The 22,320-nt window shown below is 59.0% G+C and carries 19 protein-coding genes; 16 read left to right on the top strand and 3 right to left on the bottom strand.

The window, feature by feature from the left end:
- On the bottom strand, positions 1 to 1,554 hold the full coding sequence (locus tag NL123_RS21425) for a glycoside hydrolase family 17 protein (protein WP_494356291.1): 1,554 nt from the start codon (positions 1,552 to 1,554) through the stop codon (positions 1 to 3).
- Between the two features lie 332 nt (positions 1,555 to 1,886).
- On the opposite strand from NL123_RS21425, the gene NL123_RS21420 reads away from it, so the two are divergent.
- From NL123_RS21420 to NL123_RS21410, 3 genes are all read left to right on the top strand, one after another.
- Positions 1,887 to 2,738, top strand: coding sequence for a glycine betaine ABC transporter substrate-binding protein (locus tag NL123_RS21420; RefSeq protein WP_025857941.1), 852 nt, complete (start codon positions 1,887 to 1,889; stop codon positions 2,736 to 2,738).
- A gap of 255 nt (positions 2,739 to 2,993) precedes the next feature.
- Positions 2,994 to 3,305 carry a DUF485 domain-containing protein gene (locus tag NL123_RS21415; protein WP_016972153.1) on the top strand — a complete coding sequence of 104 codons (312 nt, stop codon included), beginning with the start codon at positions 2,994 to 2,996 and terminating at the stop codon, positions 3,303 to 3,305.
- Positions 3,302 to 4,960, top strand: a complete 1,659-nt coding sequence (locus NL123_RS21410; protein WP_248487252.1) for a cation acetate symporter — start codon at positions 3,302 to 3,304, stop codon at positions 4,958 to 4,960. The genes NL123_RS21415 and NL123_RS21410 overlap by 4 nt, the downstream gene beginning before the upstream one ends.
- A 249-nt stretch (positions 4,961 to 5,209) precedes the next feature.
- Here NL123_RS21410 and gltA read toward each other — a convergent pair whose 3' ends face one another.
- The gene (gene gltA, locus NL123_RS21405) at positions 5,210 to 6,499 is read right to left on the bottom strand and encodes a citrate synthase (protein ID WP_016979565.1); all 1,290 of its coding nucleotides are present in this window, start codon (positions 6,497 to 6,499) and stop codon (positions 5,210 to 5,212) included.
- A gap of 364 nt (positions 6,500 to 6,863) precedes the next feature.
- Here gltA and sdhC point away from each other — a divergent pair, with 364 nt between their 5' ends.
- The 11 genes from sdhC (at position 6,864) to NL123_RS21350 (ending at position 20,850) form a co-directional block, all read left to right on the top strand.
- On the top strand, positions 6,864 to 7,238 hold the full coding sequence (gene sdhC / locus NL123_RS21400) for a succinate dehydrogenase, cytochrome b556 subunit (RefSeq protein ID WP_003190005.1): 375 nt from the start codon (positions 6,864 to 6,866) through the stop codon (positions 7,236 to 7,238).
- A complete protein-coding gene (sdhD, locus tag NL123_RS21395) occupies positions 7,232 to 7,600 on the top strand; it encodes a succinate dehydrogenase, hydrophobic membrane anchor protein (RefSeq protein ID WP_003172805.1) in 369 nt (122 codons plus the stop codon). Before sdhC ends, sdhD begins: the two co-directional genes overlap by 7 nt.
- Positions 7,601 to 7,603: 3 nt before the next feature.
- Positions 7,604 to 9,376: a succinate dehydrogenase flavoprotein subunit gene (gene sdhA / locus NL123_RS21390; RefSeq protein WP_071489585.1), complete on the top strand. Its 1,773-nt coding sequence runs from the start codon at positions 7,604 to 7,606 to the stop codon at positions 9,374 to 9,376.
- An 11-nt stretch (positions 9,377 to 9,387) separates the two neighbouring features.
- Positions 9,388 to 10,092 (top strand): succinate dehydrogenase iron-sulfur subunit, encoded by a 705-nt coding sequence (locus tag NL123_RS21385; protein WP_003172807.1) that lies wholly within the window; start codon positions 9,388 to 9,390, stop codon positions 10,090 to 10,092.
- A gap of 262 nt (positions 10,093 to 10,354) precedes the next feature.
- Positions 10,355 to 13,186: a 2-oxoglutarate dehydrogenase E1 component gene (locus NL123_RS21380; RefSeq protein ID WP_071496230.1), complete on the top strand. Its 2,832-nt coding sequence runs from the start codon at positions 10,355 to 10,357 to the stop codon at positions 13,184 to 13,186.
- Positions 13,187 to 13,230: 44 nt separating this feature from the next.
- Positions 13,231 to 14,451 (top strand): 2-oxoglutarate dehydrogenase complex dihydrolipoyllysine-residue succinyltransferase, encoded by a 1,221-nt coding sequence (gene odhB / locus NL123_RS21375; RefSeq protein ID WP_058427889.1) that lies wholly within the window; start codon positions 13,231 to 13,233, stop codon positions 14,449 to 14,451.
- Between the two features lie 99 nt (positions 14,452 to 14,550).
- Complete coding sequence (gene lpdA / locus NL123_RS21370) at positions 14,551 to 15,987, top strand: dihydrolipoyl dehydrogenase (protein WP_058427888.1); 1,437 nt, start codon at positions 14,551 to 14,553, stop codon at positions 15,985 to 15,987.
- 204 nt (positions 15,988 to 16,191) lie between these two features.
- On the top strand, positions 16,192 to 17,358 hold the full coding sequence (gene sucC / locus NL123_RS21365; protein ID WP_003190011.1) for an ADP-forming succinate--CoA ligase subunit beta: 1,167 nt from the start codon (positions 16,192 to 16,194) through the stop codon (positions 17,356 to 17,358).
- On the top strand, positions 17,358 to 18,239 hold the full coding sequence (gene sucD / locus NL123_RS21360) for a succinate--CoA ligase subunit alpha (protein WP_003172813.1): 882 nt from the start codon (positions 17,358 to 17,360) through the stop codon (positions 18,237 to 18,239). The genes sucC and sucD overlap by 1 nt, the downstream gene beginning before the upstream one ends.
- Positions 18,240 to 18,656: 417 nt before the next feature.
- The gene (brnQ, locus tag NL123_RS21355; protein WP_058427887.1) at positions 18,657 to 19,970 is read left to right on the top strand and encodes a branched-chain amino acid transport system II carrier protein; all 1,314 of its coding nucleotides are present in this window, start codon (positions 18,657 to 18,659) and stop codon (positions 19,968 to 19,970) included.
- Between the two features lie 142 nt (positions 19,971 to 20,112).
- Complete coding sequence (locus NL123_RS21350; RefSeq protein ID WP_071489580.1) at positions 20,113 to 20,850, top strand: DUF599 domain-containing protein; 738 nt, start codon at positions 20,113 to 20,115, stop codon at positions 20,848 to 20,850.
- A gap of 90 nt (positions 20,851 to 20,940) precedes the next feature.
- Here the strand turns inward: NL123_RS21350 and NL123_RS21345 are convergent, their stop codons facing one another.
- Complete coding sequence (locus tag NL123_RS21345) at positions 20,941 to 21,183, bottom strand: hypothetical protein (RefSeq protein WP_058427885.1); 243 nt, start codon at positions 21,181 to 21,183, stop codon at positions 20,941 to 20,943.
- A 156-nt stretch (positions 21,184 to 21,339) separates the two neighbouring features.
- On the opposite strand from NL123_RS21345, the gene NL123_RS21340 reads away from it, so the two are divergent.
- Together NL123_RS21340 and NL123_RS21335 are read left to right on the top strand one after the other, a co-directional pair.
- Complete coding sequence (locus NL123_RS21340) at positions 21,340 to 21,816, top strand: PaaI family thioesterase (RefSeq protein WP_494356290.1); 477 nt, start codon at positions 21,340 to 21,342, stop codon at positions 21,814 to 21,816.
- Positions 21,813 to 22,265 carry a PaaI family thioesterase gene (locus NL123_RS21335; protein WP_248487262.1) on the top strand — a complete coding sequence of 151 codons (453 nt, stop codon included), beginning with the start codon at positions 21,813 to 21,815 and terminating at the stop codon, positions 22,263 to 22,265. The genes NL123_RS21340 and NL123_RS21335 overlap by 4 nt, the downstream gene beginning before the upstream one ends.
- The last annotated feature ends 55 nt before the right edge of the window (positions 22,266 to 22,320 follow it).

The following is a 22,320-nucleotide window of genomic DNA, read 5'->3' as shown; positions in this document are numbered from 1 at the left end:
TTAGACCTTGCGCACCCGCAAGCAGCGCCACAAGGCTGCCGTCATGAGCAGGCTCACTACCGCCCAACCCCAGGCCTGCTGGTTCAACAACCCTTCACGGTACAACTGCGGCGCAATACCCGCACCGATGATGAAGGCCAGCAACGCAATCTCCCGACGCGGCCCGGTTACCGGGCGCACCAGGTACACCAGGGCTGGCAACACCAGCGCGGCGCTAGGGAAACTGCGGTAGCGCGGGTCAAACACCAGTGCCAGCATCATCACTGCCCCCGCAAACCCGGCAATCGCCACCAGCCAGCCTGCGCGTTGCTCCAGCCAGTTGAAGGCGCGTGCGCGCCAATCTTCCCGTGAGCTGAGGCTCAAGGCGGCATGGGTCAGCACCAGCAGGTTCAACACCACCAGCAAGCCTGCCCACACCCATTCATCGTTGAAGCGCGCGGTGACGCGCGTCAGCTCGGCCCAGGTGCCGATGGAGCAGGCTGCCACGGCACCCAGCAGTGGCAGGGCGATGGCGGCCCGCACACTGCGCACGCGACCACCCAGCACCAGAGTGCCCAGCAGGATGATTCCACCTACACCCAGCCATAGCGGCCAGTACGGCACATTGGTCACGGGCCCGGCGAGGATGCCCTTGTCCTGGCGATCGGCATCGAACAGGCCCCAGTAACCGCCCACGGCGCCTTCGCTTGCGCGCTTCCATGGCTGGTCAAAGGCTTCGATCAGGTTGTAGCGCCAGCCATTGGCTTCCGCCATAGCCACGAAACCTCGCATGAACTTGGCTTCGTTGACCCGGCTCGGTACGGCGGTTTCGCGCTGGCGGCCTTCGCTGGGCCAGCCGGTTTCACCGATGAGGATGTCCTTGGGCGCGAATTTGTTGCCGAAGGTCTGGCGCACATCACCTACGTGCTTGAGTGCCTGGTCGATGCCAGAAGGGTCATCTTCCCAGTACGGCAGCAGGTGGATGGTCAGGAAGTCCACGGCCGGCGCGATTTCCGGGTGTTGCAGCCAGAACTCCCACACGTCCGCGTAGGTCACCGGCTGCTTGATCCGGCTTTTGACGGTCTGGATCAGCGTCACCAGCTGTTTGGCGGTGACTTCTTTACGCAGCAGCGCTTCGTTGCCGACGATCACCGAGGTCACTACATCAGGGTTGGCGTTGGCTGCGGCGATCAACTCTTCGATTTCTTTCTCGGTCGCCACCGGGTCACTGCTGACCCAGGCACCGGCCATCACCTTCAGTCCATGCTTGCGTGCCATCTCCGGCAAGGCTTCCAGGCCGGTCATGGAGTAGGTGCGAATGCATTCGAAGCGCGTGGCCAGCAGGGCCAGGTCGGCATCCATGCGTTCCGGGCGCAGTGTGAACGGCTGGTCAAACGGGGATTGGTCTTTATCGAACGGTGTGTAGGAAGCGCATTGCATCTTGTGTGTGGCACTGGCGACATCGGGCAGTACCACGGGCCGGCCGAGGCCATACCAGTAACCGATCAGGGCCAGCAGGCCGAGGAGCAAGGCGCAGAAATAGGGCAGGGCAGGGAAGCGGGCAGTCGCAGGCATGGTCGGCTTATCTGGGGGAGCAAAGGCGCGCATCTTACCCGGATTTGGGCCGTCCCAGTGGGGCAGCATAATTTTGACATGCAAAGTTCGGGCGGGATTTTGGCGTCACGTCCTACAAAATGCCCTGCTGGCTATGTGATGTCGTTTCTTGCTTGTATGAGGTCGCTGACAGAGCAGGTCGAAGGACGCGGCAGGTTGATGATCGAAGTGTCAGCACTCCACTGATGCCGCAGACACCGGATCGATGCGCGTGACGGGGGCGCGGTGCACCACATAACAACAGGTTCACGTCGCTCGGCATCCGTCGGGCGCAGCACTTTCGGGGAAGTACGATGAAGATGCGACGACTCTTGGGCGCAGCTGCCACTCTGGTAGTTGCGATGAGCTCCACACTGGCCAGCGCCGACAGCAAAACCCTGAGCATCGGCTATGTGGACGGCTGGTCCGACAGCGTTGCCACCACGCACGTGGCGGCAGAGGTGATCAAGGCCAAGCTCGGTTATGACGTGAAACTGCAAGCGGTGGCCACCGGGATCATGTGGCAGGGCGTGGCCACTGGCAAGCTCGACGCCATGCTGTCCGCCTGGTTGCCGGTGACCCACGGTGAGTACTGGGCCAAGAACAAGGACAAGGTGGTCGACTACGGCCCCAACTTCAAGGATGCGAAGATCGGCCTGATCGTGCCGGAGTACGTCAAGGCCAAGTCCATCGAAGACCTCAAGACCGACACCACCTTCAAGAACAAGATCGTCGGTATCGACGCCGGCTCAGGCGTGATGCTCAAGACTGACGAAGCCATCAAGCAGTACGGCCTCGACTACAAACTGCAAGCCAGCTCGGGGGCGGCGATGATCGCCGAGTTGACCCGTGCCGAAGACAAACAGGAATCCATCGCGGTCACCGGTTGGGTGCCACACTGGATGTTCGCCAAGTGGAAACTGCGTTTCCTGGACGATCCAAAAGGGATTTATGGTGCTGCTGAAACCGTCAACAGCATCGGCAGCAAGGGCCTGGAGAAGAAAGCGCCGGAAGTCGCGGCCTTCCTGAAGAAATTCCAGTGGGCCTCCAAGGACGAAATCGGCGAAGTCATGCTGGCTATCCAGGAAGGCGCCAAGCCTGATGCAGCGGCCAAGGATTGGGTTGCCAAGCACCCTGAGCGTGTAGCCGAGTGGACCGGTAAGTAACAACCCCTGATATACCCTTGTGGGAGGGGGCTTGCCCCCGATAGCGATCTGTCAGCTATCGATGTACTGGCTGACACACTGCTATCGGGGGCAAGCCCCCTCCCACATTAATTTTGCCTCCCGCAAATCTCCCTGCGCCCCCGCAAACCCTCGCTACACTCGATCTAAGACTAAGGTCGTCTGGAACCTGTTCCGCAGCCGCATACAGTGGATACGTTCCAATAATAAAAAAGCTGTGCTGCGAGGATAAAAACAATGAACGACAGCATTTACCTCTCGATTCAAAACAGCCCGCGTTTCAAGGAGCTGGTGAGAAAAAGGGAAAGGTTCGCCTGGATTCTCTCGGCGATCATGCTAGGGCTTTACTCCGCTTTCATCCTGTTGATCGCCTACGGGCCACAAGTACTTGGGGCCAAGCTCAGCCCTGGTTCGTCGATTACCTGGGGCATTCCCTTGGGCGTCGGGCTGATTGTGTCCGCCTTCATCCTGACCGGCATCTACGTGCGCCGGGCCAATGGCGAGTTTGACGACCTGAACAATGCGATTCTCAAGGAGGCTGCGCAATGATCGGTCGTCTACTGGCAATATTCGGCGCTTCACTCTTTGCTCCGGCCGTTTGGGCGGCAGACGCATTGACCGGTGAAGTGCACAAGCAACCCCTGAACATATCGGCCATCGTGATGTTTATCGCGTTTGTCGGTGCGACCCTGTGCATCACCTACTGGGCTTCCAAGCGCAACAAATCGGCAGCTGACTACTATGCGGCCGGCGGCAAGATCACCGGTTTCCAGAACGGCCTCGCAATTGCCGGCGACTACATGTCGGCGGCGTCCTTCCTGGGGATTTCCGCACTGGTCTACACCTCCGGTTATGACGGCCTGATCTACTCGATCGGGTTCCTGGTGGGCTGGCCGATCATTCTGTTCCTGATCGCCGAGCGCCTGCGTAACCTGGGCAAGTACACCTTTGCCGACGTGGCGTCCTATCGCCTGGGCCAGACCCAGATCCGCAGCCTCTCGGCCTGTGGCTCGCTGGTGGTGGTGGCGTTCTACCTGATCGCGCAGATGGTGGGCGCGGGCAAGCTGATCCAGCTGCTGTTCGGCCTGGATTACCACGTAGCGGTGATCCTGGTAGGTATCCTGATGTGCATGTACGTGCTGTTCGGCGGCATGCTGGCGACCACCTGGGTGCAGATCATCAAGGCGGTGCTGTTGCTGTCCGGTGCCTCGTTCATGGCGCTGATGGTAATGAAGCACGTCAACTTCGACTTTAACGCGCTGTTCTCCGAGGCGATCAAGGTTCACCCTAAAGGTGAAGCGATCATGAGCCCCGGCGGTCTGGTGAAAGACCCGATCTCGGCATTCTCCCTGGGCCTGGCACTGATGTTCGGTACCGCCGGCCTGCCGCACATCCTGATGCGCTTCTTCACCGTGAGCGACGCCAAGGAAGCGCGCAAGAGCGTGCTGTATGCAACTGGCTTTATCGGCTACTTCTACATCCTGACCTTCATCATCGGTTTCGGCGCGATCCTGCTGGTGAGCACCAACCCGGCGTTCAAGGATGCGGCTGGCGCCTTGCTCGGTGGCAACAACATGGCGGCGGTGCACCTGGCCAACGCGGTGGGCGGCAGTATCTTCCTGGGCTTCATCTCGGCGGTGGCCTTCGCCACCATCCTCGCGGTGGTTGCAGGCCTGACCCTGGCCGGTGCGTCAGCGGTGTCCCATGACCTGTACGCCAGTGTGATCAAGAAAGGCAAGGCCAACGACAAGGATGAGATTCGCGTCTCGAAGATCACCACCATCGCGTTGGGCGTATTGGCAATCGGCCTGGGTATCCTGTTCGAAAGCCAGAACATTGCGTTCATGGTCGGCCTGGCGTTCTCCATTGCTGCCAGCTGTAACTTCCCGGTGTTGCTGCTTTCCATGTACTGGAAAAACCTCACCACCCGTGGCGCGATGATCGGCGGCTGGCTGGGCCTGGTCAGTGCGGTTGGCCTGATGGTCCTGGGCCCGACCATCTGGGTCTCGATCCTGCACCATGAAAAAGCAATCTTCCCTTACGAATACCCGGCGCTGTTCTCGATGATCATTGCGTTCGTCGGCATCTGGTTCTTCTCCATCACCGACAAGTCGGCGGCGGCAGAGAAAGAGCGTGCGCTGTACTTCCCGCAGTTTGTGCGTTCGCAGACTGGCCTGGGGGCGAGTGGGGCGGTGTCTCACTAAGGTCGTAGCTGGATAGGGAAATGCCCCGGTCGAAAGGCCGGGGCATTTTTTTGTCTGGGGTTCTGCGTTATGGGTACTCGCGTCATCGGGGGCAAGCCCCCTCCCACATTTGACTGTATTCACAAATAGACATGTTTGAACCGCGCCCGGTGTGGGAGGGGGGCTTGCCCCCGATTGCGGTCGACCAGTTGTCACAAACAAAAACGGCCTCCACTAGGGGAGGCCGTTTTCGGTGCAACTAAGCGATGCTTACTTGCGATCTTCCAGCTTGGTGATGTCACGCGACTCGTAGCCGGTGTACAGCTGGCGCGGGCGGCCAATCTTGTACGGGCTGGAGAGCATTTCTTTCCAGTGGGAGATCCAGCCCACGGTCCGCGCCAGGGCGAAGATCACGGTGAACATGCTGGTTGGAATGCCGATCGCCTTGAGGATGATCCCCGAGTAGAAGTCGACGTTCGGGTACAGCGAGCGTTCAATGAAGTACGGGTCGGTCAGGGCGATCTCTTCCAGGCGCATGGCCAGTTCGAGTTGCGGATCGTTCTTGATGCCCAGTTCCTTCAACACTTCGTCGCAGGTCTGCTTCATCACGGTGGCACGCGGGTCGCGGTTCTTGTAGACCCGGTGACCGAAGCCCATCAACTTGAACGGATCGTTCTTGTCCTTGGCCTTGGCGATGAATTTGTCGATGTTCGAGACATCGCCGATTTCATCGAGCATGGTCAATACGGCTTCGTTCGCACCGCCGTGGGCAGGGCCCCACAGTGCGGCGATGCCGGCGGCGATACAGGCAAACGGGTTGGCACCCGAAGAGCCGGCCAGACGTACGGTCGAGGTGGAGGCGTTCTGCTCGTGGTCGGCATGGAGGATGAAGATCCGGTCCATGGCCTTGGCGAGTGTCGGGCTGATCGGTTTGATCTCGCACGGCGTGTTGAACATCATGTGCAGGAAGTTTTCCGCGTACGTCAGGTCGTTGCGCGGGTACATCATGGGTTGGCCCATGGAGTACTTGTAAACCATTGCGGCCAGGGTCGGCATCTTGGCAACCAGGCGGATCGCGGAGATTTCGCGATGCTGCGGGTTATTGATGTCGAGGGAGTCGTGATAGAAGGCCGACAGGGCGCCGACCACGCCGCACATGACGGCCATCGGGTGGGCGTCGCGACGGAAGCCGTTGAAGAAGGTCTTCAACTGCTCGTGAACCATGGTGTGGTTCTTCACGGTGCTGACGAACTGGGCTTTCTGCTCGGCTGTTGGCAGTTCGCCATTTAGCAGCAGGTAGCAGGTTTCCAGGTAGTCCGACTTCTCGGCCAGTTGCTCGATCGGGTAGCCGCGATGCAGCAAAATGCCATTATCGCCATCGATATAGGTGATCTTCGACTCGCAAGAGGCGGTCGACATGAAGCCTGGGTCGAATGTGAAACGGCCCGTGGCCGTCAGGCCCCGTACGTCGATAACATCGGGACCAACGGTGCCGGTTAAAATGGGCAGCTCGACGGGGGCTGCGCCCTCGATGATCAACTGCGCTTTTTTGTCAGCCATGTGGCCTCCTATTTATGCTTCAAATCATCAGACAGACCCCCCACGCAGGGCCCGCACCACTATATTGATATAAATCCAGATGTCAATTTGCCTAAAGTCTTGCGCCAGAAGGCTTTAACCGTACTTTTTCCTCGAAATTGCCTGCCATTTACGCCTTTTATTCTCCCAGCGCAATCCGCTATTAGGGTGAGGAGTGCGCGTTGTCATTAGTAACCTAACTGTCTATACTCGGCCACCGACCGCCAAGGGCTTTTGGGCTTGCTTTCATTGGGGGTCGCACTCCCTGGGTGGTGCTTACCTGACCAGTGCACTCCCCAACAACTTTGCCCTGATTGTTAGGGGCTCTTCAGTGTGAAAAAAAGCCGTGAATAGCCAACGACCTGTAAACCTAGACCTAAGGACCATCAAACTCCCCATCACCGGCGTTACGTCGTTCCTGCACCGTGTTTCCGGCATCATCCTGTTCCTGGGCTTGGGCATCATGCTTTATGCATTGAGCAAATCCCTGGGTTCCGAGGAAGGATACGCCGAGGTGAAGGCATGCTTGACCAGCCCGCTGGCCAAGTTCGTAGCATGGGGCCTCCTGTCTTCTCTTCTGTATCACCTGGTAGCCGGTGTGCGCCACTTGATCATGGACATGGGCATCGGTGAGACGCTGGAAGGCGGCCGCCTGGGCTCGAAAATCATCATCGCCATTTCCGTGGTGCTGATCGTTCTGGCAGGAGTTTGGATATGGTAACCAGCGTTACGAATCTGTCGCGTTCGGGCCTCTATGACTGGATGGCACAGCGTGTGTCTGCGGTCGTTCTCGCGGCTTATTTCATTTTTCTGATCGGATACCTCGTCGCAAATCCGGGCATTGGCTATGAGCAATGGCACGGCCTGTTTTCCCACAATGCGATGCGAATCTTCAGTCTGCTGGCCCTTGTTGCCCTGGGTGCACACGCCTGGGTAGGCATGTGGACCATCGCGACCGACTACCTGACGCCGATGGCGCTGGGCAAGTCCGCGACTGCAGTACGTTTCCTCTTCCAGGCAGTCTGCGGCGTCGCGATGTTCGCTTACTTCGTCTGGGGTGTGCAGATTCTTTGGGGTATCTGATTCATGGCTAACATTCCAACTATTTCATTCGACGCCATCATTATTGGTGGCGGCGGTGCTGGCATGCGCGCTGCGCTGCAGCTGGCCCAGGGCGGTCACAAGACTGCCGTGATCACCAAGGTGTTCCCGACCCGTTCCCACACCGTATCGGCCCAGGGTGGCATCACCTGCGCCATCGCGTCCGCCGACCCGAACGATGACTGGCGCTGGCACATGTACGATACCGTCAAGGGTTCCGACTACATCGGTGACCAGGACGCTATCGAATACATGTGTCAGGAAGGCCCGGCTGCAGTGTTCGAGCTGGACCACATGGGTCTGCCGTTCTCCCGTACCGAGCAAGGCCGTATCTACCAGCGTCCGTTCGGCGGCCAGTCGAAGGATTACGGCAAAGGCGGGCAGGCTGCCCGTACCTGCGCCGCGTCCGACCGTACCGGTCACGCGCTGCTGCACACCCTTTACCAGGGCAACCTGAAGGCCGGTACCACGTTCCTGAACGAGTACTATGCCGTTGATCTGGTCAAGAACGCACAAGGCGAGTTCGTCGGTGTGATCGCGATCTGCATCGAAACCGGTGAAACCACCTACATCCGCGCCAAGGCTACCGTGCTGGCGACCGGCGGTGCAGGTCGTATCTACGCGTCCACCACCAATGCCCTGATCAACACCGGTGACGGCGTCGGCATGGCACTGCGTGCGGGCGTGCCGGTACAAGACATCGAAATGTGGCAGTTCCACCCGACCGGTATCGCCGGCGCCGGCGTACTGGTGACCGAAGGTTGCCGTGGTGAAGGTGGCTACCTGATCAACAAGCACGGCGAGCGTTTCATGGAGCGTTATGCGCCGAACGCGAAAGACCTTGCTGGTCGTGACGTTGTGGCCCGTTCGATGGTTAAAGAGATCATCGCCGGCAACGGCTGTGGCCCGAATGGCGACCACGTACTGCTGAAACTTGATCACCTGGGCGAAGAAGTACTGCACAGCCGCCTGCCAGGTATCTGCGAGCTGTCCAAGACCTTTGCTCACGTTGACCCGGTGGTTGCTCCGGTTCCGGTTGTCCCGACTTGCCACTATATGATGGGCGGCGTGCCGACCAACATCCATGGCCAGGCGATCACCCAGAATGCCGAAGGCGAGGACGAGATCATCCACGGTCTGTTCGCCGTAGGCGAAGTGGCGTGCGTATCGGTGCACGGTGCCAACCGCCTGGGTGGCAACTCGCTGCTCGACCTGGTGGTCTTCGGCCGTGCTGCCGGCCTGCACCTGGAAAAAGCGCTGACCGACGGCATCGAATACGATGACGCGACCGACGCCAACATCGAGGCTGCCCTGGCCCGTCTGAACGCTCTGAACGAGCGCACTGATGGCGAAGACGTGGCAACCCTGCGTCGCGAGCTGCAAAACTGCATGCAGAACTACTTCGGTGTATTCCGTACCGGCGAATACATGCAGAAGGGTATTGCCCAGCTGGCCGATCTGCGCAAGCGCATCGCCAACGTCAAGATCAACGATAAGAGCCAGGCGTTCAACACTGCTCGTATCGAAGCCCTTGAACTGCAGAACCTGCTGGAAGTGGCCGAAGCGACTGCCATCGCTGCCGAGGTTCGCAAGGAATCCCGTGGTGCCCACGCCCGTGAAGACTTTGAAGATCGCGACGACGAAAACTGGTTGTGCCATACCCTGTACTTCCCGGGTGACAAGCGCGTGACCAAGCGTGCCGTGAACTTCTCGCCGAAGACGGTTCCGACGTTTGAACCGAAGATTCGGACTTACTAAGGGTGGCTGCCATGTTGAAAGTCAGTGTTTATCGCTACAACCCTGATCAGGACGCTGCGCCGTTCATGCAGGAATTCCAGGTCGATACCGGTGGTAAAGACCTGATGGTGCTGGATGTACTGGCACTGATCAAAGAGCAGGACGAAGGTTTCTCCTATCGTCGCTCTTGCCGTGAAGGTGTATGCGGTTCCGACGGCATGAACATCAACGGCAAAAACGGCCTGGCGTGTATCACGCCGCTGTCCGCCGTGGTCAAAGGCAACAAGCTGATCGTTCGTCCTCTGCCAGGTTTGCCGGTTATCCGTGACCTGGTCGTTGATATGAGCATCTTCTACAAGCAATACGAGAAAGTTAAGCCGTTCCTGCAGAACGACACGCCGGCTCCGGCCATCGAGCGTCTGCAGTCCCCGGAAGAGCGCGAGAAGCTCGACGGTCTGTACGAGTGCATCCTGTGCGCTTGCTGCTCGACGTCGTGCCCGTCCTTCTGGTGGAACCCGGACAAGTTCCTGGGCCCAGCTGCCCTGCTGCAAGCGTACCGCTTCCTGGCAGACAGCCGTGACACCAAGACGTCCGAGCGTCTGGCTTCGCTGGATGACCCGTTCAGCGTATTCCGCTGCCGCGGGATCATGAACTGCGTCAACGTATGTCCCAAAGGCCTGAACCCGACTAAGGCCATTGGTCACATCCGTAACATGCTGCTGCAGAGCGGCGTGTAACTGACGTTGTAGTAAAAGCAGGACCGTTGTGCCCGTAAATGCTACGGCGCAGGCTTCAACCGGCGCCGTAGTTTTAACTTGAGCAGCGACTTACAAAGCCGCGGCTCTTATTTTGAAGAAATGAGACAAGCAGGGGCATTCGGGTTGGTACCCGAACTATCAGCGTGATCCTAAGTGGCTTGTTTTGGTCGCTGCACTTGGCCTTTTGCAAGCAAACTCGGTGTTTTCGCCGGTGGTGTCCCCAAATCGAGGGTGACCAAGCATGCAAGAAAGCGTGATGCAGCGCATGTGGAACAGCGGCTATCTTTCAGGTGGTAACGCTGCCTATGTGGAAGAGCTTTATGAGCTCTACCTGCACGACCCTAACGCTGTGCCAGAAGAATGGCGCACCAAATTTCAGACGTTGTCTTCAGACGGCAACGCTGCCACCGATGTATCGCATGCAACAATTCGCGATCAGTTTGTGCTGCTGGCAAAGAACCAGCGCCGCGCCCAACCGGTTTCCGCCGGTAGCGTGAGCAGTGAGCACGAGAAGAAGCAAGTTGAAGTATTGCGACTGATCCAGGCCTACCGGATGCGCGGCCACCAGGCGGCCCAGCTTGACCCGCTGGGGCTCTGGCAGCGTCCTGCACCTGCTGACCTGTCGATCAATCATTACGGCTTGACCAATGCCGATCTTGATACGACCTTCCGTGCCGGCGACCTGTTCATCGGCAAAGAGGAAGCGAGCCTACGCGAAATTCACGAAGCGTTGCAGCAGACATATTGCCGCACCATTGGCGCTGAGTTCACGCACATCACCGATTCCGAGCAACGCCACTGGTTCCAGCATCGCCTGGAAGGTGTGCGTGGCCGTCCGGTGCTGTCCGCCGACGTACGCAGCCACCTCCTTGAGCGCGTAACCGCTGCCGAAGGCCTGGAAAAATACCTGGGTACCAAATACCCGGGCACCAAGCGTTTCGGCCTGGAAGGCGGCGAAAGCCTGATCCCGATGCTCGACGAGCTGATCCAGCGTTCCGGTTCCTACGGCACCAAGGAAATCGTGATCGGCATGGCCCACCGTGGTCGCCTGAACGTGTTGGTCAACACCTTCGGCAAGAACCCGCGTGAGCTGTTCGACGAGTTCGAAGGCAAGAAGAAGGTCGAGCTGGGTTCCGGTGACGTTAAATACCACCAGGGCTTCTCGTCCAACGTGATGACCACCGGCGGTGAAGTTCACCTGGCCATGGCCTTCAACCCATCCCACCTGGAAATCGTTTCTCCAGTGGTCGAGGGTTCGGTGCGTGCTCGCCAGGATCGTCGTAACGACACCACGGGTGAAAAGGTCCTGCCGATTTCCATCCACGGTGACGCGGCATTCGCCGGTCAAGGCGTGGTCCTGGAAACCTTCCAGATGTCGCAGACCCGCGGCTTCAAGACCGGCGGTACCGTTCACATCGTCATCAACAACCAGGTTGGCTTCACCATCAGCAACCCGCTGGATGCGCGCTCCACCGAGTACGCCACCGACGTTGCCAAGATGATCCAGGCACCGATCCTCCATGTGAATGGTGATGATCCGGAAGCCGTGCTGTTCGTGACCCAACTGGCTGTCGACTACCGCATGCAGTTCAAGCGTGACGTGGTGATCGACCTGGTCTGCTACCGCCGTCGCGGTCACAACGAAGCCGACGAACCAAGCGGCACCCAGCCGTTGATGTACCAGCAGATCACCAAGCAGCGCACCACCCGTGAGCTGTATGCCGAAAGCCTGACCAAGGCCGGCGTGGTTGACGATGCACGTGTTCAGGCGAAGATCGATGAATACCGCAACGCGCTGGACAACGGTCTGCACGTAGTGAAAAGCCTGGTCAAAGAGCCGAACAAAGAGCTGTTCGTCGACTGGCGTCCATATCTGGGTCACACCTGGACCGCGCGTCACGACACATCGTTCGATCTGAAAACCCTGCAGGAACTGTCCGCCAAGCTGCTGGAAATCCCGGAAGGCTTCGTCGTACAGCGCCAGGTTGCGAAGATCTACGAAGACCGTCAGAAGATGCAAGCCGGCGGCCTGCCGATCAACTGGGGTTACGCCGAAACCATGGCGTACGCGACCCTGGCGTTCGAAGGTCACCCGATCCGCATGACCGGCCAGGACATCGGCCGTGGTACGTTCTCGCACCGTCATGCGGTTCTGCACAACCAGAAAGACGCTGGCACCTATGTGCCGCTCAAGCACCTGTACGAAGGCCAGCCACGCTTCGACCTGTACGACTCGTTCCTGTCCGAAGAGGCCGTACTGGCGTTCGAATACGGTTACTCGACCACCACGCCGAACGCGCTGGTGATCTGGGAAGCCCAGTTCGGCGACTTCGCCAACGGTGCCCAAGTGGTTATCGACCAGTTCATCACCAGCGGCGAGCACAAGTGGGGTCGCCTGTGCGGTCTGACCATGCTGTTGCCACACGGTTATGAAGGTCAGGGTCCTGAGCACTCCTCGGCCCGTCTGGAGCGTTACCTGCAGTTGTGCGCCGAGCACAACATCCAGGTATGCGTGCCGACGACTCCGGCCCAGATCTACCACTTGCTGCGTCGCCAGGTGATCCGCCCGCTGCGCAAGCCGCTGGTAGTGCTGACACCGAAGTCGCTGCTGCGTCATAAATTGGCCATCTCGACCCTGGAAGATCTGGCTGATGGTTCGTTCCAGACCGTTATTCCAGAAATCGACACGCTGGACGCGGCCAAGGTGACTCGCCTGGTCCTGTGCAGCGGCAAGGTCTACTACGACCTGCTGGAAAAACGTCGTGCCGAAGGCCGCGAAGACATCGCCATCGTGCGTATCGAGCAGCTTTACCCGTTCCCGGAAGACGACCTGATGGAGGCCATCGCGCCTTACACCAACCTCACCAACGTGGTGTGGTGCCAGGAAGAACCGATGAACCAGGGCGCGTGGTACAGCAGCCAGCATCACCTGCGTCGCAGCATCGGCAACCACAACAAGGCCCTGGGCCTGGAATATGCCGGCCGTGATGCTTCCGCTGCACCTGCGTGTGGTTATGCGTCGATGCACGCCGAGCAGCAGGAAAAACTGCTGCAAGATGCTTTCACTGTTTAACGCCTTCGCGCTGACTGAAACCGAATTTTAAGGACCCACAGATAATGGCTATCGAAATCAAAGCCCCGTCATTCCCGGAATCGGTTGCCGATGGCACCGTTGCCACCTGGCACAAGAAACCAGGCGACGCTGTAAAGCGTGACGACCTGATCGTCGACATCGAAACCGACAAAGTCGTGCTGGAAGTGTTGGCCGAAGCTGACGGCGTGCTGGGCGCAATCGTTGCCGAAGAAGGCGCTACCGTTCTGTCGAACCAGGTGCTGGGCTCGATCGAAGAGGGCAGTGCTGCTGCCGCGGCTCCTGCTGCTGCACCGGCCGCCGCCGCTGCTCCAGCTGCAGCCCCGGCTGCAGGCGCTGAAGACCCGATCGCTGCACCGGCTGCCCGCCAGCTGGCTGAAGAGAACGGCATCAACCTGGCCTCCATCAAAGGCACCGGCAAAGACGGCCGTGTGACCAAGGAAGACGTGGTTGCGGCGGTTGAAGCCAAGAAAAACGCTCCAGCTGCCGCACCTGCCAAGGCTGCTGCCCCGGCTGCCGCTGCGCCTGTGTTCGCTGCTGGCGACCGCACCGAGAAGCGCGTTCCGATGACCCGCGTACGTGCCACCGTGGCCAAGCGTCTGGTTGAAGCCCAATCGAACATGGCGATGCTGACCACCTTCAACGAAGTCGACATGACCGAAGTCATGGCCCTGCGTTCGAAGTACAAGGATCTGTTCGAGAAGTCCCATAACGGCGTGCGCCTGGGCTTCATGTCCTTCTTCGTGAAAGCGGCCACCGAAGCGCTGAAACGCTTCCCGGCAGTCAACGCTTCCATCGACGGCAACGACATCGTTTACCATGGCTACGCAGACGTCGGCGTTGCCGTGTCCAGCGACCGTGGCCTGGTGGTTCCTGTACTGCGTAACGCCGAGCTGATGAGCCTGGCTGAAATCGAAGGCGGTATCGCCACTTTCGGCAAGAAAGCCCGTGACGGCAAGCTGACCATCGACGAGATGACCGGCGGTACCTTCACCATCACCAACGGTGGTACCTTCGGTTCGATGATGTCGACCCCGATCGTCAACCCGCCACAAGCCGCGATCCTGGGCATGCACAACATCATCCAGCGTCCTATGGCCATCAACGGCCAGGTCGTGATCCGCCCGATGATGTACCTGGCGCTGTCTTACGATCACCGCCTGATCGATGGTAAAGAAGCCGTGACTTTCCTGGTGACCATCAAGAACCTGCTGGAAGACCCGGCTCGTCTGTTGCTGGATATCTGATTGAAGCAGCTGCAAGTTGCGAGCTACAAGCTGTAAGAAAAAGCAGCTTGGCTTGCAGCTTGCGGCTAAAAGCTTGTCGCAAATAGAGGATCTATTTTCATGACACAGAAATTTGACGTCGTAGTGATTGGTGCAGGTCCTGGCGGCTACGTAGCCGCTATCAAGGCCGCACAACTGGGCCTCTCGACTGCTTGCATCGAAAAATACACCGACAAGGAAGGCAAACTGGCACTGGGCGGTACTTGCCTGAACGTCGGTTGCATTCCTTCCAAGGCGCTGCTGGACAGCTCCTGGAAATTCCACGAAGCCCAGGACGGCTTCGCGATCCACGGCATCAACCATGCTGGCGTGACCATGGACGTACCGGCGATGGTCGGTCGTAAAGCCAACATCGTTAAGGGTCTGACTTCCGGCGTTGCCACCTTGTTCAAGGCCAACGGCGTTACTTCCCTGCAAGGCCACGGCAAACTGCTGGCCGGCAAGAAAGTTGAAATCACCAAGCCAGACGGCTCGGTTGAAGTCATCGAAGCCGAAAACGTGATCCTGGCCCCAGGTTCGCGCCCAATCGACATTCCACCGGCTCCAGTCGACAACAACGTGATCGTTGATTCGACCGGGGCCCTGGAATTCCAGGCTGTGCCTAAGCGCCTGGGCGTGATCGGCGCTGGCGTGATCGGCCTGGAACTGGGTTCGGTCTGGTCCCGCCTGGGTGCTGAAGTGACCGTGCTGGAAGCCCTGGACACGTTCCTGCTGGCTGCCGACACTGCCGTTTCCAAGGAAGCGCTGAAAACCCTGACCAAACAAGGTCTGGACATCAAGCTGGGCGCTCGCGTCACCGGCTCGAAAGTCAACGGCGAAGAAGTTGTGGTCAACTACACCGACAAGGATGGCGAAAAAACCATCACTTTCGACAAGCTGATCGTAGCCGTTGGTCGCCGTCCAGTGACCACCGACCTGCTGGCCGCTGACAGCGGCGTGACCCTCGACGAGCGCGGCTACGTGCACGTTGACGATCACTGCGCGACCACCGTGCCTGGCGTGTACGCCATCGGCGACGTGGTTCGCGGCATGATGCTGGCGCACAAGGCTTCCGAAGAAGGCATCATGGTTGTCGAGCGCATCAAGGGTCACAAAACCCAGATGAACTACGACCTGATCCCATCGGTTATCTACACCCACCCGGAAATTGCATGGGTCGGCAAGAACGAACAGCAGTTGAAAGCTGAAGGCGTTGAAGTTAACGTCGGCACCTTCCCGTTTGCCGCTTCTGGCCGTGCCATGGCAGCCAACGACACCGGTGGTTTTGTCAAAGTCATCGCTGATGCCAAGACTGACCGCGTATTGGGCGTCCACGTGATTGGCCCGAGCGCTGCAGAACTGGTTCAGCAAGGCGCGATCGGTATGGAATTCGGCACCAGTGCCGAGGACCTGGGCATGATGGTCTTCTCCCATCCGACCCTGTCCGAAGCGTTGCACGAAGCTGCGTTGGCAGTGAATGGCGGCGCCATCCACATCGCCAACCGCAAGAAGCGCTAAGCGAGATAATAAGAAACCACGGCGGAGTTGCCCGTCGTGAGCCTTGCGCGCAAGACTCACCGCGGAATATCCGCTGGACGCAGCCTTGCGCAGCTTTACGGGCCTTGAGCCCCGCAAGTTGCGCAAGCAGCAGTCACAGGTGGCGCGGCACTCATAATGAGCGCAGCGCCGAATGCGCAGTACCTAACGAAGACGGTAAAAAGCATGAATCTTCACGAGTATCAGGGTAAGCAGCTGTTCGCTGAATACGGCCTGCCAGTTTCCAAGGGCTACGCAGTAGACACCCCGGAAGCAGCAGCAGAAGCTTGCGACAAGATCGGCGGCAGCGAGTGGGTTGTCAAAGCCCAGGTCCACGCCGGTGGTCGCGGTAAAGCGGGCGGCGTTAAGCTGGTTCGCAGCAAAGAAGACGCCAAGGCCTTCGCACAGCAGTGGCTGGGCAAGCGTCTGGTGACTTACCAGACTGATGCCAATGGCCAGCCAGTCACCAAGATCCTGGTTGAATCGTGCACTGATATCGCTAAAGAGCTGTACCTGGGCGCTGTCGTTGACCGTTCGAGCCGTCGCATCGTGTTCATGGCTTCCACCGAAGGTGGCGTGGACATCGAGAAGATCGCTCACGAAACCCCAGAAAAAATTCTGAAAGCCACTATCGACCCACTGGTTGGCGCTCAGCCATTCCAGGGTCGCGAGCTGGCTTTCCAGCTGGGCCTGGAAGGCAAGCAAGTTGCCCAGTTCGCCAAGATCTTCGTGGGTCTGGCCAAACTGTTCCAGGATCACGATCTGGCCCTGCTGGAAGTGAACCCGCTGGTGATCAAGGCTGACGGCGATCTGCACTGCCTGGACGCCAAGATCAACATCGACGCCAACGCGATGTACCGTCAGCCTAAGCTGAAGACTTTCCACGATCCGTCGCAAGACGATCCGCGCGAAGCGCACGCTGCCAAGTTCGAACTGAACTACGTAGCCCTGGAAGGCAACATCGGCTGCATGGTCAACGGTGCCGGCCTGGCCATGGGTACCATGGACATCGTCAACCTGCATGGCGGCAAACCAGCCAACTTCCTCGACGTGGGCGGTGGTGCTACCAAAGAACGCGTAACCGAAGCGTTCAAGATCATCCTGTCCGACTCCAACGTCGCTGCAGTACTGGTCAACATCTTCGGCGGCATCGTTCGTTGCGACATGATTGCCGAAGGCATCATCGGTGCAGTGAAAGAAGTCGGCGTTAAAATCCCGGTTGTTGTTCGCCTTGAAGGTAACAACGCTGAACTGGGCGCTAAAGTACTGGCAGAAAGCGGTTTGAACATCATCGCGGCTACCAGCCTGACCGACGCTGCTCAACAAGTTGTCAAAGCTGCGGAGGGCAAATAATGAGCGTCCTGATCAATAAAGACACCAAAGTTATCTGCCAGGGTATTACCGGTTCGCAAGGTAGTTTCCACACCCAGCAAGCCATCGAATACGGCACCAAGATGGTTGGCGGCGTAACTCCGGGCAAAGGCGGCACCGAGCACCTGGGCCTGCCAGTGTTCAACACCGTGAAAGACGCTGTAGCTGCCACTGGCGCCACCGCCAGCGTGATCTACGTTCCAGCTCCTTTCTGCAAGGACTCCATCCTGGAAGCGGCATTCGGCGGCATCAAGCTGATCGTCTGCATCACCGAAGGCATTCCTACCCTGGACATGCTGGACGCTAAAGTTAAGTGCGACGAGCTGGGCGTAGTCCTGATCGGCCCTAACTGCCCAGGCGTGATCACTCCAGGCGAATGCAAGATCGGCATCATGCCAGGTCACATTCACTTGCCAGGTAAAGTCGGTATCGTTTCCCGTTCCGGCACCCTGACCTACGAAGCTGTTAAGCAAACTACTGACGCCGGTTTCGGTCAGTCGACTTGCGTCGGCATCGGCGGTGACCCGATCCCAGGCTCCAACTTCATCGACATCCTGAAGCTGTTCCAGGAAGACCCGAAGACCGAAGCGATCGTGATGATCGGTGAGATCGGCGGTTCGGCTGAAGAAGAAGCGGCTGCCTACATCAAGGCACACGTGACCAAGCCGGTTGTTTCCTACATCGCTGGTGTGACTGCCCCTGCGGGCAAGCGCATGGGCCATGCTGGCGCAATCATCTCTGGCGGCAAAGGCACTGCAGACGAGAAATTCGCTGCGCTGCAAGACGCGGGCGTTAAAACCGTGCGTTCGCTGGCAGACATCGGCAAGGCCCTGGCCGAGCTGACCGGTTGGGCTGTCAAGTAAGCCTCGCGCTTAGCTGACGCTTCACCACACAAAGGTCACCTTCGGGTGGCCTTTGTGCTTTCCGGGGTTTAATAAAGATCAAAATGTGGGAGGGGGCTTGCCCCCAATGGCAGTGGGTCCGTCAATAAATACAGTGACTGACACGCCGCCATCGGGGGCAAGCCCCCTCCCACATTTGCCTGTATTGCCAAATTAGGTATGAAAATGCGACATGCAGATGTCGCTTATCGGACAGTCCGCCCCGCAACAGTGCGTTCGTCAGCCAATTTCTGTACCCTAGCCGCCTCTTTATGCGTGCGCATCCCAAAAGGAAGCCCCGCGCTAGACCGGTCGGCTCCCATAAGGGCCGGCAGCATTTCCCTCATCCATAGGGAATCCCTCTCTAAATTCCGATTCAGTAGTGTGGTATTTCCTCAAATGAAAGTGTTGAAAAGCCAGGACATCCTGGCGCTGGGCTTTATGACTTTTGCCCTGTTCGTGGGCGCCGGCAACATCATCTTCCCGCCTATCGTTGGTTTGCAGTCCGGGCCTCATGTCTGGATGGCAGCGTTGGGCTTCCTGATCACCGCCGTGGGTTTGCCGGTGGTCACCGTGATCGCCCTGGCCAAGGTCGGTGGTGGCATGGACGCGTTGAGCAGCCCGATCGGCAAGATCGCCGGTGGCCTGCTGGCGGCGGCGGCGTATCTGGCGGTAGGGCCGCTGTTCGCTACCCCGCGTACCGCGACCGTGTCCTTCGAAGTGGGCCTGGCGCCGCTGACCGGCGAGAGCCCGCTGGCGCTGTTCCTCTACAGCTCGGTGTACTTCCTGGTGGTGTTCTTTGTCTCCCTGTACCCAGGTCGGCTGCTGGACACCGTGGGTCGCTTCCTGGCGCCGCTGAAGATCATCGCCCTGGCCATCCTCGGCATCGCCGCGTTTGCCTTGCCGGCCGGTGACGTGGGCGTCGCTACCCCGGAATATGTGGCCGCACCGTTTTCCCAAGGCTTTATCCAGGGTTACCTGACCATGGATACCCTGGGCGCGCTGGTGTTCGGCATCGTGATCGTCAACGCGATTCGCTCCCGTGGCGTCGAGTCGCCGAAGCTGATCACCCGTTACGCCATCATTGCGGGCCTGATTGCCGGCGTGGGCCTGGCCCTGGTGTACTTCAGCCTGTTCCGCCTGGGTTCGGGCAGCCATGCCGTGGCTGCCGGTGCCACAAACGGTGCTGCGGTGCTGCACGCCTATGTGCAACACACCTTTGGCTCCCTGGGCAGCGGCTTCCTGGCCGTGCTGATTTCCCTGGCGTGCCTGGTGACTGCGGTGGGCCTGACCTGTGCCTGCGCCGAGTACTTCAGCAAAATCCTGCCGCTGTCCTACAAGACCCTGGTGGTGATCCTGGCGCTGTTCTCGTTGTTCGTGTCGAACCTGGGCCTGACCAAGCTGATTGCCTTCTCGATCCCGGTGCTGACCGCGATCTACCCGCCGTGCATCGTGCTGGTGGCGCTGAGCTTCTGCAAAGACTTCTGGCAGGAGCAGGGCCGCATCGTTGGTCCGGTGATGCTGGTGTCGTTCATCTTTGGCTGCATCGATGCGCTCAAGGGCGCTGGCTTGGCGGGTTGGATGCCTTCGCCCCTGGCGAACCTGCCGTTGAGCGACCAGGGCCTGGCCTGGCTGGTGCCGTCGGTGATGACGCTGGTCGTGGCGTTCGGGGTTGATCGGATGCTCGGCAAGCGCAGCGAAGCTATCGCATAAACCCATGTTTCCCGCTGTACTGAAATGCCCCGTATCAATCGATATGGGGCTTTTTTTATGGGTGAACGGCAGTGTCTTTTTCTGTGCACTTACGTCGAACTGACGCAAAAGCGTTTCAGCCCTCTTTCTGCAAAGGACCCGCATGTCGTTCATCGAAACCAATCAGATCCACCTGCTTGCCGCCCTGTGGTTCGCCCTTTGCTGGGGCGGCTATACCCGATACGCCATTTGGAAGGCTCGTGACACTGCATGCCTCGCCAGCGTGCTGCACCTGTACCGCGAAGACTGGATGCGCCGCATGCTGCTGCGCGACAACCGCATCGCCGACGCCAGTGTGATCGGCAACCTCGAGCGCAACGCTTCGTTCTTTGCCTCCAGCACGCTGATCATCCTCGCCGGCATTCTCACGGTGTTGGGTGCTTCAGAGCGGGCGGTGTCGTTGCTGGCGGACATACCGATGGTGCAACAAGCATCCCAAGGCATGTCGGAGATCAAGCTGCTGTGCCTGGCGCTGGTGTTCGTCTATGCGTTCTTTACGTTCAGTTGGTGCATGCGTCAGTACAACTTCGCGGCGGTGCTGGTCGGCTCGGCGCCGATGATCGGCGAGCGGGATGTGTCGGAGCAGGAGCGCAAGGCATTTGCTCTGCGTGCGGCGCGAGTCATCTCCATGGCGGCCAACCAGTTCAACTTTGGCCTGCGCTCTTATTACTTCGGCATGACCATGCTGGCGTGGTTTGTCAGCCCCTGGCTATTCATGTTGATGAGCGCCGGGGTGGTGTTGGTGCTGTATCGGCGGGAGTTTCATTCCGACGTGCTGCAAGTGATGGTGTTTACCCAGACGGATACACCGCCGTCGGAACCGGTTAAAGAAGCAGTTTGATCAACCCTTCAAGTAAAAACACCAGGCAAAGTAAAGCCCGCTATCTAAGCGGGCTTCCTTTTTACAGCGAAGCTGTTACAAGCCGCGGTCTCAAGAACCGGTAGCAGGTGCTGCTTCTTTTGCGGCGGCTTGGTTCGATTCAGCCTGAGCTTTGGCAGCTTCGGCGTTTTCTTTCGCAGCGTCGTTCACTTTATCCTGAGCCTTGGCCATATCTTTCTGAGCTTGCTCAGAATGGGCTGCAGCGTCTTGGGCTTTGTCTTCGGATTTCTTGTCGCAGGCAGCCAGACCGAGGGCAGCGGCCAGCATCATGGAAATAGCTAAAGTCTTGCGCATGGGTGTTTCTCCTTATTGAAGATATCTACTGGCCTTTCGAGCATGGCGGTTCGGCATTAGTTCCTTTTATTCGGTAGATATATAAATCGCTGACTAACAGGAACTTTTGCCCTGCCGCCCATTCTGCGGATCAACACTAATAAGAGTTTGGAACGAATGAGCGAAAATCCCCTGTTAGAGCGTGCGAAGCGCTTTGTATCGGCCTTGCGCCACTGTCAGGTGCTGGGCATTACCGCTCATCAGGCCAGCGAGGAGGGCATCACGCTGATCATGCCGTATGCGCCCCATCTGGTCGGCGATCCCCAATCCGGGGTGATTCACGGTGGCGCGCTGACCTCCCTGATGGACACCGCCTGCGGCATGGCCACCCTGTGCGTATTGCCGGAGTTCGAGGTTTGTCCGACCCTCGACCTGCGCGTCGACTACATGCATCCCGCTACCCCACACAAACCGGTGTACGGCTTCGCCCAATGCTACAGGGTGACCACCGACGTGATCTTCACCCGAGGCTTCGCCTACCAGGATGACCCGCAGCAACCCATCGCCCATGTCGTCGGTACATTCATGCGCATGGGCAAACGCCTCAAGGGCGCACAAGGACTGGGCAGCACGATCAAGGGAGAGCAGGCATGACGCACCGATTCAAGACCCGCCTGGAGCAGGCCCACGGGCGCGGCGATTACGCAGCGCTGCTCAACCTGATCCCCTATGCCAAGTTGATCGGCATCGAATGCACCCGGCTGGGAGATGAGCTGCTGTTTCGCCTGCCGGCCAACAAGGACAATATTGGTAACCCGATATTGCCGGCGCTGCACGGCGGGGTGATCGCGGGTTTCATGGAACTGTCGGCGGCGCTGCACCTGCTGGTGTTCACCGGCGCACCGGGCATCCCGAAAATCATCGACTTTTCCCTGGATTACCTGCGCGCCGGTCAATTTCGCGACACCTACGCCAAATGCCAGGTCTGGCGCCAGGGCCGGCGGGTGGCGAACGTGGCGATCACCGCCTGGCAGAGCACGGCGGCAGAGCCCATCGCCACGGCCCGCGCGCATTTTAAGATCGAGGAACCAGGCCACCCTTGAAATCCTGCTCTTAGCCCCCAACTTTGATGACAACCCGCCGCCAACCCTCTAGGGC

Source organism: Pseudomonas sp. FBCC-B1565, assembly GCF_059133265.1.
The sequence above is the reverse complement of the archived record's forward strand: the minus strand, read 5'-3'. Positions and strand labels throughout refer to the sequence as shown.

Bases quoted from the DNA above. Each gene is read 5' to 3' on its own strand.
- sucC (WP_003190011.1), top strand. From the start codon at position 16,192: ATGAATCTTCACGAGTATCAGGGTAAGCAGCTGTTCGCTGAATACGGC.
- NL123_RS21425 (WP_494356291.1), bottom strand. From the start codon at position 1,554: ATGCCTGCGACTGCCCGCTTCCCTGCCCTGCCCTATTTCTGCGCCTTG.
- gltA (WP_016979565.1), bottom strand. From the start codon at position 6,499: ATGGCTGACAAAAAAGCGCAGTTGATCATCGAGGGCGCAGCCCCCGTC.
- NL123_RS21420 (WP_025857941.1), top strand. From the start codon at position 1,887: ATGAAGATGCGACGACTCTTGGGCGCAGCTGCCACTCTGGTAGTTGCG.
- NL123_RS21380 (WP_071496230.1), top strand. From the start codon at position 10,355: ATGCAAGAAAGCGTGATGCAGCGCATGTGGAACAGCGGCTATCTTTCA.
- NL123_RS21350 (WP_071489580.1), top strand. From the start codon at position 20,113: ATGTCGTTCATCGAAACCAATCAGATCCACCTGCTTGCCGCCCTGTGG.
- lpdA (WP_058427888.1), top strand. From the start codon at position 14,551: ATGACACAGAAATTTGACGTCGTAGTGATTGGTGCAGGTCCTGGCGGC.
- NL123_RS21345 (WP_058427885.1), bottom strand. From the start codon at position 21,183: ATGCGCAAGACTTTAGCTATTTCCATGATGCTGGCCGCTGCCCTCGGT.
- NL123_RS21340 (WP_494356290.1), top strand. From the start codon at position 21,340: ATGAGCGAAAATCCCCTGTTAGAGCGTGCGAAGCGCTTTGTATCGGCC.
- NL123_RS21385 (WP_003172807.1), top strand. From the start codon at position 9,388: ATGTTGAAAGTCAGTGTTTATCGCTACAACCCTGATCAGGACGCTGCG.
- NL123_RS21415 (WP_016972153.1), top strand. From the start codon at position 2,994: ATGAACGACAGCATTTACCTCTCGATTCAAAACAGCCCGCGTTTCAAG.
- sdhA (WP_071489585.1), top strand. From the start codon at position 7,604: ATGGCTAACATTCCAACTATTTCATTCGACGCCATCATTATTGGTGGC.
- brnQ (WP_058427887.1), top strand. From the start codon at position 18,657: ATGAAAGTGTTGAAAAGCCAGGACATCCTGGCGCTGGGCTTTATGACT.
- NL123_RS21410 (WP_248487252.1), top strand. From the start codon at position 3,302: ATGATCGGTCGTCTACTGGCAATATTCGGCGCTTCACTCTTTGCTCCG.
- odhB (WP_058427889.1), top strand. From the start codon at position 13,231: ATGGCTATCGAAATCAAAGCCCCGTCATTCCCGGAATCGGTTGCCGAT.
- NL123_RS21335 (WP_248487262.1), top strand. From the start codon at position 21,813: ATGACGCACCGATTCAAGACCCGCCTGGAGCAGGCCCACGGGCGCGGC.
- sucD (WP_003172813.1), top strand. From the start codon at position 17,358: ATGAGCGTCCTGATCAATAAAGACACCAAAGTTATCTGCCAGGGTATT.
- sdhD (WP_003172805.1), top strand. From the start codon at position 7,232: ATGGTAACCAGCGTTACGAATCTGTCGCGTTCGGGCCTCTATGACTGG.